We start from the raw sequence: 11,040 nt of genomic DNA on the forward strand, positions 1-11,040 counted from the left end.
AGAAAAATTAGAAAAGAAAAATGAGTACTTATATGAATTAATTTCTAAAGCTACTCCTGAACAATTTATGAAAATAAGCCAACCTTTCTTTGATAGGGTTAAATCTGAATTAGATCATTAGATTTTTATGCCGTTTTTAAAATATAAAAGGTCGATGCTTCGAACATCGACCTTTCTTTTTTATGATTCACAAAATGTAATTATTTTACTTTTGCATTCTTCACTGCTCGAATTCCAACGGTTTCAAACCCACCAAAATCTTTCATATACGTTTTAACTGAAGTACCGTAATCATCTTTGCATTTTTTCTCGCCATTAGAATTTAAAAATCGTTTTACCGATCCTGAACCTCCTAAATGCGCTGCCGCTAAAATCCCTGATTCCGTAATCTTAACGCCATCTACTATTTTACCATCGTAATAATGTATATAATCCTTTAAGTCATATTTATTTTTAGATAATAAGGCAACGAAAGCTTTTTCCTGAAGTTTAGGATTATTCATAAAGCCAACACTATCTTTTATTCCAATAGATTTCAAAGTTTCTTTTCCAAATTGGTATTTTCCCATATAACCTAAAGAATTTATTTTGCGATATTTACCTTGTGACTCTTTATGGGCAACTGCTTCTTTAAAGCCAATAAAATATTTACCTGTGAAAGGAATTTTTAGTTTAAAATAGTCAATGTTGTTTTGAGAGGGAAAAACATAGGACTGTTCTTCGTTTTCATCAGCAAATAAGAAGTTACTGATTTGAGAATTATAAGGCTTAAAACCTGAACTTAAGAAAGCTACGGTGAGTAGTATTGCTGTGTAAAAAATTCCTTTTTTAATCATTCAATCTTATTTCTCAAGCGCTGTCACCGACTTGAATATTTCGGGTGCAAATATACGCCTTATTTTATAAAATTGAATATCAAGCAGTTAAAGTGCGCTAAAAGTAGATAAAGTGCAACTTAGTTCCTCCTGAACCGTTGATTTCAAACGTTGGAGCCGGAATTTTGATTGTATTAAAAATAGTTAAAATTGTCTTAACAAAATGAGATTTGGTTTCGATTTTGGTCAAATCAACGTCAAGACTGAGGAAAAATTGCCGATATCTTTTACTTTCCGGGAGAAAAATCGTGTTGGTAAATCCATCGTTGCCGGTTATCATTCCTTCCGCGCCATAACCAACAGCTACATTTAACCATTTTGGAATTTTAGATGATTTTGCAAATGAATATATATTAGCGGAAAGCCAATAAGTCTGCCCGTTATAATCTTTAAGAATTTGTTCTTGTATTGAACTTCCTAAAACATTTGGCCTCACAGAAGCATACGGTGTTGTATGAAAGGAAAATTTAGGCACAATTCGTTGTTCTTTCCAAAGTAGTTCCTGCGAAACATATAAGGCTGTTCCGGAAACATTTGCAGCTATATCCCCCAAAGACGCACCCCAATTTGACGAATAACCGTCAAAGACCTCAACCGTCGTCAAAAAAACCAAACCTAACGTTGAACCATAAAATAGTTGGCTCTTTCGACTTGCTCCGGCCCATTTTAATTCATTTGCACCAAAATGACTTAAATGATACGATGAAAAAACATGCCCGACTTTATCCATTTGAAGCCATTCTGCATTGTCATTTATAAAATGAAAATTGGAACGGGGATAATCGGCGTACCAAATCTGATCCAAACCAATCAAGGTTGCTGAGCCAATAGCAACTTCAGAAATAACCAGTGTTTTGAGTCGTCTTTTGTTTAAAGTATCCGAAGGCTTTAGAAAATTTTCAATGGAATTTTGAGCGACAGCAATTTGGCAACACCAAAACAACAAAGCTATAATTATGCTCTTGGATACTTTCAAAATTATCTGGTTGTTCCTTGTTGGTTCAACCATTGAGCATATTTCTTGGCATTCACTTGATGTTGCTCATAAGTCGACGCAAAAACATGATAACCAAATTTTTCAACACTGGCACAGAAATAAATATAATCGTGCTTTTCTGCATTTAGAACCGCATCAATGGCATCGACATCCGGCATTGCGATTGGTCCCGGAGGTAACCCAATATTTTTATACGTATTGTATGGAGAATTAATAAACAAATCATTGTATAAAACTCGTTTGATGACCTGATTAAAATCATTGTCACGCAATTTCAAAGCATAAATAACAGTTGGATCCGCCTGCAAAGCCATGCCTTGATTTAGTCTGTTGAGATAAACGCCAGCTATTGTTGGGCGTTCGCTTTTCTTAACTGATTCCTTATGAACAATGGATGCCACAGCAATCACCTGAACTGGCGTTAAATTTAAAGCTTTAGCTTTTGCAATTCGCTCTTTTGTCCAGAACCGATTGTACTCATCAAGCATTCGACTCCTGAATTTTTCTGCCGAAATGTTCCAATATACTTCATATGTATTTGGCAAAAACATGGCAAACACATTCTCTTTGGTAAAACCATTTTTCTTTAAAAATCCAGGATTGTAAAATGTAGCCAGTAACTTAGTAGTATCAGGTTCTATTTGAGAACTCAAACGTTCACAAAGATTTTCCAATCGCTCCTGATTGTTAAATGCCAATTTCACCGGAACATTTCGTCTCATGGTTGCAACCAATTGAAAAGCACTCATGCCTTTCTTTAGCAAAAATCGGCCGGCTTTTACATTTTCCGGATACGAACGGCGTTTAGCAATTAACTCAAAATCGCTCATGTTTCTTACTAATGGGGAAAGTATTCTTTGAACATCTGAATAGTTGGATCCTGTAGGAATCTCAACATATAGTTCTTCTTTGTCAAAATTCGTGTCCGAAGTGAAAAATTTGATATAAATAATAGCTACAAAAACAAGGAAAACAATTCCTAAACCCTTTAAAATTTTATTTCTATTCAAAATAATTTATTTTTTTATTAATTGAAAGACAGCTTCATCATGAAAAGCATTATTGGTAAAGTTCCAGTCCTTTTTCACTCCAATTTTCTCAAATCCAAATGTAATAAAAAGTGATTCACTTGCTTTATTTTCTGTTCCGATATTTGCGAACAGTTGATGCAATTGCAATTGTTGAAAAGCATAATTAATTACCAAACCTAAAGCTTCTTTTCCAAAACCATTATTTCTATCAGCTTCATTTTGGATGATAATGCCAACGCCCGCACGTTTATTCTTCGCATCAAAATCGAATAAGTCAATTAATCCAACAGCTGCTGAATTTCCCTTTTTGCAGATTGTCAACCTCAGTTGCTTAGCTTCATAAATATCCTGCTGCGCATTTTCAAGATATTGCTTAATCAGGAATTTGCTGTACGGTGTTATGGTATTACTGACTTCCCAAATATTTTCATCGTTTTCAATAGCGTAGACAAACTCTAAATCTTCGGGTTCGAGTGCGCGTAAAAAGATATTTTGTCCTTGTAGTGTTACCATTCAATTTCTCCTTTAAAAACATGGGTTGCCGGTCCTTTCAGAAAAACATGGGTATAAACATTTCCTTCCTTTTTAAAAGAAACTTCCAGTTTCCCACCTTCAACATCTAGATTTATATGATTGGAATTTGTTTTTCCAATAGCATGCATTGCAATAGCTGCTGCCGTTGCGCCGGTGCCACAGGAATAGGTTTCGTCTTCAACGCCACGTTCATAGGTTCGCAATTGAAAATGATTCTCGGAAAGCTGCTTTACAAAATTCACGTTGCTTCCCGCTTTTCCATACAAATCAGAATAACGGATTTTGGCACCAATCCCTTTTACATCATAATTGTCTAAGTCATCTACCAGCATTACATGATGTGGCGAACCGGTATTTAGGAAAACATAATCGTTTTGAATTTTTACTTCATCGACATCTTTCATTCCTAACGATATCATTCCGTTTTCAAAAACAAATGCCTGATGCAAACCATCAGTTGCCAGAAAAGTAGTTTGGTCATTGATAAGATTCAAACTTTTGGCGAAAGCCACTATACACCTACCACCATTGCCACACATCGAGCTTTGATTTCCATCCGAATTGTAATAAACCATTCGAAAATCGGTTTCAGTGTCGCTTTCTAATAAAATCAATCCGTCGGCACCAATTCCGAAGCGTCTGTCGCAAAGTTTTTCGATGAGTCTAACATCATTTTTAGGAAATTCATTTTCTCTATTATCTATGAAGATAAAGTCATTTCCTGTTCCTTCGTATTTGTAGAAAGTGAATTTCATAGCATGTTTACTCCGACAAATATAGCAAATATTAATACTAAGTTAAAAATGTTAAACGAGCGTTAAACTGATTTTTTGAAAAAGAGAAATTTATAATTTTACGTTCAAATAATTTTAAATGGTATTAAATATGAAACGATTATCTAGTTTATTTTTGGTTTCTTTATTGAGTGGTGCAACCACGCTTGGCGCTTACAAATTATTTATTGAGGAAAAAGGCAGTCGCGATTCGATTGTAACAACAGCGTCAAACAATTATGGCAGGGCTGTTGGTTTATCAGCTGAAGGAGTTGATTTTACCGCTGCTGCAGAAAATACTGTTCACACTGTTGTCCATGTTAAAAATGTTTCGGTAAGAACGGTGTCTGATCCGATGATGGAATTCTTTTATGGAGCTCGTGGCGGGCAGCAACAAGAACAAGTTGGTACAGGTTCGGGAGTAATTATCTCGGAAGATGGTTATATTGTTACCAACAATCATGTTGTGCAGGGTGCTTCTGAACTTGAGGTAACCTTGAACAACAACAAATCATACATGGCAAAACTTATCGGAACGGATTCAAAGATGGATATCGCTTTATTAAAAATTAATGCTGACGAAAAACTACCGTATTCTACGTTTGCCGATTCAGATCAGGTGAAAGTTGGCGAATGGGTTTTAGCTGTTGGAAATCCTTATAATTTGACTTCAACCGTTACTGCCGGTATTGTTTCGGCGAAAGCCAGAAATTTAGAAAACAACGGCCTTCAGTCTTTTATTCAGACAGATGCTGCTGTAAATCCAGGGAATTCAGGTGGTGCTTTGGTTAACACGCACGGTGAATTAATTGGAATTAACACCATGATTTCATCTCCAACAGGAAGTTATGCCGGATATTCTTTCGCAATCCCATCAAATATTACACGAAAAATAATTGAAGACATTATGGAATTCGGTAACGTTCAGCGCGGAATTCTCGGTGTTGAAGGTGGCGAATTAAATAGTAAAGCTTCCAAAGAACTAGGAATTAATGATACGGAAGGTTTCTATATTAGTAAAATAACTAAAAATTCGGGAGCAGAAAAAGCTGGTTTGCAGAAAGGTGATATCATCAAAAAATTAGACAGTCAAAACATCAATACTTTCTCCGAGCTTTCCGGATATATCAATACCAAAAGACCGAATGACAAAGTGCAGGTAACATTCCTCCGCAACGGCGAAACAAAAACAGCATCTGTTACATTGATTAAATACGATTTGGTTACTGCCGAATTTAAAGGATTGGAATTAGAAGATATCGAAGCGGCGGATAAAAAGAAATTCAGAATTGATTATGGTGTTCGAATTAAGGATATCAATAACGAAAACCTAAAACCATATGCCGACCAACTCAAAGGAAACATCATTCTCTCGGTTGATAATGTAAAGGCGACAGATGTTGAAACTATTTCTAAATTTTTAAATAAAAAAGACGAAAATCAAGCGGCCAATATTCAAATGATTAATAGATTAGGACAAGTAGTTCAGATAATTTTATAATGTTAAGAGGTTAATTCTTAAAACCAGTTCAGTTTATGGACTGGTTTTTTTGTTTTATAAAAAGTCACGAAATCGTTTTCGTGAAACGTTTCTATTTTATACTTTTGCGCCAAATTACTTTAACACAACTAACACTTATTTATTTTCATGGACAGTAACAAACTATACGAGAAGGAATTATCTTTTCAGGCTGACAGACGTAAAGCATGCGTTGAATTAATTAAAATTATCAGCGATTTGTGGTATGATAAATCAATTGAGTTGGTTCTTTTCAGAAACCAATTAATTGATAGAAACGTCAGCGACATCATCAACTTTCATGAATATGCCGGAGAGTTTGTTCAAAAACCAATCAATGTTTTTGATTCTGTAGAAATAGCCCGTTCCATTCAAGATTTAGACTTACCTCCATCGCGGATTGATATCGGAAAATTAACTTATGAATACCATCTTGAAGACAATAAATACGACGATAGCAGAGCCTTTGTAATTGATAAATTCAAAAACGCAAAAGACTTTCAGAACTTAAAACCAAAAGATGTTGTCTTGTATGGTTTTGGTAGAATTGGTCGATTATTAGCTCGTGAAATGATGAGTAAAATGGGTAAAGGGCAACAACTTCGTCTTCGCGCTATCGTAACTCGTGATAGAAACGATGCAACATCTTTAGAAAAAAGAGCTTCATTGCTACGTTATGATTCAGTTCATGGCGATTTTCAAGGTTCTGTTCAGGCTGATGCCGAAAACAATGCTTTGATTATTAACGGAACAACAGTTCATGTTATTACAGCTAATGGTCCGGAAGAAATTGATTATACAAAATACGGAATTGAAGATGCCTTAGTAATAGATAATACCGGTGCTTTTACAACCGAAGAACAGTTGAAGCGCCATTTGACTTCAAAAGGCGTAGATAAAGTATTATTAACGGCACCTGGAAAAGGAATTCCTAATATTGTTTATGGTGTAAATCACAACGATTATAATCCGGATAATGTAGACATTTTTTCAGCTGCATCTTGCACAACCAACGCCATCACACCGGTTTTGAAAGTAATTGAAGATTCTCTTGGCGTTGTTAAAGGTCATATTGAAACCATACATGCTTATACCAATGACCAAAACCTGGTTGACAATATGCACAAAAAATACCGTCGTGGCCGTGCTGCAGCTTTGAATATGGTAATTACTGAAACTGGTGCCGGAACGGCTGTAGCCAAAGCGTTGCCAAGTTTAGCGGGAAAACTAACTTCTAATGCGATTCGGGTTCCTGTGCCAAATGGTTCTTTAGTGGTTATGAATTTGGAAGTGAGCCGAGCAACCTCTTTTGAAGAAGTAAATAAAATTATGAAAGAATACGCTTTGGAAGGAGAACTGGTAGAGCAAATCAGATATTCACTAAATAATGAATTAGTATCATCAGATATTGTGGGTACAGCCCAACCTTCTATTTACGACAGCAATGCGACCATTGTTTCAGGTGATGGGAAAAATATTGTGCTCTATGTTTGGTATGATAACGAATATGGTTATAGTCATCAGGTAATTCGTCTGGCAAAATATATAGCAAAAGTAAGACGCTATACTTATTATTAGTAGATTATTAGTTCAGAAAAACCGTCTATTCTCGTTGAATAGACGGTTTTTTTCGTTCAAATACAATATTTTTCAAATAACTCCGTTATATAATAGATACAAAGTATTATATTTCGCCCCTAATTTGTCCCCCGCAAATCTATTATTATGAAAAAAGTATTTTTTAGCTTACTGATTATCAGTTGTTTCGCCTTTAATGAAAAAGAAGGCGATCCCAAAATTCAGACCTATAATTATGGTCACAACGGAATGGAGTTCGTCGCACGTTCCGATCAAGGAATGATTATCGTCAGTACCTACAATTCCAAAATGACGATTCGCCAAGACATTGCGTATAAAATTTATCAGGAATATGCAAACAATAGGTTGACAACCGGACCAAAAACAACTATCTGTGGAGACGAGGCAGATGTTACAGGAAGATGTTCTGTAACCAAAAAGAAAAATCTCATCGCTGTTGAGTTCTACTACGAACTTGTGGAATGGAAATCAGGATTAAAAGAAATATATAAAAAAAGAAAGTAGATAAAAAAAGCTCAACAAATGTTGAGCTTTTTTTATGCCTGTTGAATTTTAGTTAAGCCTTTCCTGCCGCAATCAAATTTAAGGCAGAACCCGCTACATACCAGCCAATCTGACTATCGTTATACGTGTGGTTCGCCATGATTATATCTTTTGATCCATCAGCATGAACAAACTCTAAAGTCAATGGTCTCGCCGGAGCAAATTCAGTTAAATCTAAGAAGTTGATTGTGTCATTCTCCTGGATTTTATCATAATCGGCTTCGTTAGCAAAAGTCAACGCTAACATTCCCTGTTTTTTCAAGTTCGTTTCGTGAATACGGGCGAATGATTTTACCAATACCGCTTTCACACCTAAAAATCTTGGCTCCATAGCGGCATGTTCTCTGGAAGAACCTTCACCATAATTTTGATCACCGACAACTATCGAAGGAACACCCGCCGCTTTGTATGCTCTTGCCACAGTAGGAACTGTACCATATTCCCCGGTTAATTGATTTTTAACTTTATTTGCTTCTTGGTTAAAAGCGTTTACCGCACCAATCAGCATATTGTTCGAAATGTTGTCCAAATGGCCACGAAAACGCAACCATGGTCCAGCCATAGAGATGTGATCCGTCGTACATTTTCCAAAAGCTTTGATTAAAAGTTTTGCTCCCGTAATATTTTTTCCGTCCCAAGCATCAAATGGTGCTAACAACTGTAATCTGTCTGACGTTTCACTCACTAAAATTTGTACACCAGAACCATCAGCAGCCGGAGCTTGAAAACCTGCATCTTCTACATCAAATCCTCTTTTTGGCAACTCATCACCGTGTGGTGGATTCAGTTTCACCTCTTCCCCATTATCATTTAACAAGGTATCAGTAATTGGGTTAAAAGTCAAATCTCCCGAAATAGCCAAAGCTGCTACCATTTCCGGTGAGGTTACAAAGGCATGCGTGTTTGGATTTCCATCCGCACGTTTAGAGAAGTTTCTATTAAACGAATGCACGATGGTGTTTTTTTCCTGCTTATCGGCACCTTCTCTATCCCATTGTCCAATACACGGACCACAAGCATTAGTAAAAACTTTGGTTCCCATTTTCTCAAAAGTCGCAATAATTCCGTCTCTTTCAATTGTATATCTAATTTGCTCTGAACCGGGATTGATTCCAAATTCCGCTTTAGGTGTAATTCCGTGAGCCACCGCTTGTTCAACAATGGAAGCAGCACGTGCCATATCCTCATAAGAGGAATTGGTGCAGGAACCTATCAATCCCCATTCTATTTTTAATGGCCAACCGTTTGCAGCAGCTTCAGCTTTCATTTGAGAAACCGGAGTTCCTCTATCCGGAGTGAAAGGCCCGTTGATGTGTGGTTCCAATTCTGATAAGTTAATTTCGATAACTTGGTCAAAATACTGACTTGGATTAGCATAAACTTCGGCATCACCAGTTAAATAATCCGCCACTTTATCAGCAGCATCAACAATATCTTGTCTGTCGGTCGCAGCCAAATACCTTCTCATCGAGTCATCGTAACCAAAAGTGGAAGTGGTTGCTCCAATTTCGGCACCCATATTACAAATAGTTCCTTTTCCGGTGCAGGACATATTGGTTGCACCTTCGCCAAAATATTCAACAATAGCTCCGGTTCCACCTTTTACGGTAAGAATGTCGGCAACTTTCAGAATTACATCTTTCGGAGAACTCCAACCGTTTAATTTTCCTGTCAATTTTACGCCAATTAATTTTGGAAATTTTAATTCCCATGACATTCCGGACATTACATCTACGGCATCAGCACCACCAACTCCTATAGCCAGCATTCCCAATCCACCCGCGTTTACCGTATGTGAATCGGTTCCAATCATCATTCCACCGGGGAATGCATAATTTTCCAAAACAATTTGGTGAATAATACCGGAGCCTGGTTTCCAAAAACCAATTCCATATTTATTAGAAACTGAAGAAAGAAAATCAAATACTTCCTTTGATTGTGAATTGGCGGCAGCTAAATCAGATTTAGCGCCATCTTTTGCCAAAATTAAATGGTCACAATGAACTGTTGTTGGAACAGCTACTGTTTTTTTTCCGGCATGCATGAATTGTAACAATGCCATCTGAGCGGTTGCATCCTGGCAGGCAACCCTATCGGGAGCGAAATCTACATAATCCTTTCCGCGGGCGAATGCCTGAGTAGGATTTCCTTCCCATAAGTGTGAATATAAAATCTTTTCTGAAAGCGTTAATGGTCGGCCAACTAATTGGCGTGCTTTATCTACACGCTCAGCCATTGTCCCGTATACTTTTTTAATCATTTCAATATCAAAAGCCATATTTATTTGGGTTTATTGTTTCGCAGTGCAAATTTACGAAAACGTTATACTTCTATAGAAGTTTTTAATAAAATATATTGATTTGAAGCGCTATTTTACGAAATGAGGGTTTTTGCTATGACTTTTATACAAATACTTTAAATAAAGCAACGCAAAATGAATATTCCTAATTTTTATCCCTCAAATTCATCATTGGATGTTCATAAAAACGGTATAGAAAATAACTTGTAACAATTGTAATCGACAGATAAATTGCAGTTATGAAATGAAGTTGCAGCAAAGAAGTCTTTTCCCTATCAATAAACAACAACAACAATTGCATAATGATACTATAGTGAAGCAAGTAAATGGAGTAGGAAATTTTACTGATAAATACAACGGGGGTTTTTAAAATAGAGATTGAGGTTTCCAATTGAGAAAACCACGGAAGTAAAAAAGCAATGGAAAGTGACGCTAAAGGGAGGTAAAGTACATTCCAAACAAAGGGGTAAGTTTCAGGAAGAATTCTTAGAAAACCCATTCCATAATACATAAACATCATGATTAAGCCTGCAATTAATGCCGATGTGAACTTAAATTTCTTCCATTTTTTTTCGTAATTCATGCTTATCCAACTACACAAAACTCCGATGAAAATAGCATCTAATCGGTATACTGTGACAGATTTCAGTGAAACATTCCAAATGTCAAGTGTGGTAGTTTGTACATTTAGTTGATAAGCAATTTTGAAACCAATAAATAACACTATCAATAACCCGTTGGGTGTAATTAAATTGTTTGATTTTTAATATTGTTTATTGGTCTGTCAAATATGAATTTATTGATATACTGAACCAATGTTAATGCTGTTATTTTTGCTAAAATTCTTGTTTTAAAACCTTCAAAAGTTTT

The 11,040-nt window shown here is 36.1% G+C and carries 10 protein-coding genes and 1 pseudogene; 3 read left to right on the forward strand and 8 right to left on the reverse strand.

The features are described from left to right. Positions 1-200: 200 nt before the first annotated feature. The 5 genes from Q0Q99_RS07740 to dapF form a co-directional block, all read right to left on the reverse strand. Positions 201-836: a peptidoglycan-binding protein LysM gene (locus tag Q0Q99_RS07740; protein WP_293893883.1), complete on the reverse strand. Its 636-nt coding sequence runs from the start codon at positions 834-836 to the stop codon at positions 201-203. Between the two features lie 97 nt (positions 837-933). Then, positions 934-1,851 (reverse strand): DUF2279 domain-containing protein, encoded by a 918-nt coding sequence (locus Q0Q99_RS07745; RefSeq protein WP_293893886.1) that lies wholly within the window; start codon positions 1,849-1,851, stop codon positions 934-936. A 2-nt stretch (positions 1,852-1,853) separates the two neighbouring features. Next, the gene (gene mltG / locus Q0Q99_RS07750; protein WP_293893889.1) at positions 1,854-2,882 is read right to left on the reverse strand and encodes an endolytic transglycosylase MltG; all 1,029 of its coding nucleotides are present in this window, start codon (positions 2,880-2,882) and stop codon (positions 1,854-1,856) included. A 6-nt stretch (positions 2,883-2,888) separates the two neighbouring features. After that, a complete protein-coding gene (locus Q0Q99_RS07755; RefSeq protein ID WP_293893892.1) occupies positions 2,889-3,416 on the reverse strand; it encodes a GNAT family protein in 528 nt (175 codons plus the stop codon). Beyond that, on the reverse strand, positions 3,410-4,192 hold the full coding sequence (gene dapF / locus Q0Q99_RS07760; protein ID WP_293893895.1) for a diaminopimelate epimerase: 783 nt from the start codon (positions 4,190-4,192) through the stop codon (positions 3,410-3,412). The genes Q0Q99_RS07755 and dapF overlap by 7 nt, the downstream gene beginning before the upstream one ends. Positions 4,193-4,322: 130 nt before the next feature. On the opposite strand from dapF, the gene Q0Q99_RS07765 reads away from it, so the two are divergent. The 3 genes from Q0Q99_RS07765 (at position 4,323) to Q0Q99_RS07775 (ending at position 7,832) form a co-directional block, all read left to right on the forward strand. Next, the gene (locus Q0Q99_RS07765; protein WP_293893898.1) at positions 4,323-5,711 is read left to right on the forward strand and encodes a trypsin-like peptidase domain-containing protein; all 1,389 of its coding nucleotides are present in this window, start codon (positions 4,323-4,325) and stop codon (positions 5,709-5,711) included. A gap of 147 nt (positions 5,712-5,858) precedes the next feature. Next, positions 5,859-7,307, forward strand: a complete 1,449-nt coding sequence (locus tag Q0Q99_RS07770) for a glyceraldehyde-3-phosphate dehydrogenase (protein ID WP_293893901.1) — start codon at positions 5,859-5,861, stop codon at positions 7,305-7,307. 147 nt (positions 7,308-7,454) lie between these two features. Further along, positions 7,455-7,832: a hypothetical protein gene (locus Q0Q99_RS07775; protein ID WP_293893904.1), complete on the forward strand. Its 378-nt coding sequence runs from the start codon at positions 7,455-7,457 to the stop codon at positions 7,830-7,832. 52 nt (positions 7,833-7,884) lie between these two features. On the opposite strand, the gene Q0Q99_RS07780 is transcribed toward Q0Q99_RS07775, so the two are convergent. The 3 genes and pseudogenes from Q0Q99_RS07780 to Q0Q99_RS07790 form a co-directional block, all read right to left on the reverse strand. Further along, positions 7,885-10,149: an aconitate hydratase gene (locus tag Q0Q99_RS07780; protein ID WP_293893907.1), complete on the reverse strand. Its 2,265-nt coding sequence runs from the start codon at positions 10,147-10,149 to the stop codon at positions 7,885-7,887. Positions 10,150-10,315: 166 nt separating this feature from the next. Then, positions 10,316-10,900, reverse strand: coding sequence for a hypothetical protein (locus tag Q0Q99_RS07785; protein WP_293893910.1), 585 nt, complete (start codon positions 10,898-10,900; stop codon positions 10,316-10,318). Positions 10,901-10,917: 17 nt separating this feature from the next. Next, positions 10,918-11,040 (reverse strand): annotated as a pseudogene (locus Q0Q99_RS07790) (IS982 family transposase); the annotation flags it as partial.

The organism is Flavobacterium sp. (genome assembly GCF_025352425.1).
Taxonomy (GTDB): domain Bacteria; phylum Bacteroidota; class Bacteroidia; order Flavobacteriales; family Flavobacteriaceae; genus Flavobacterium.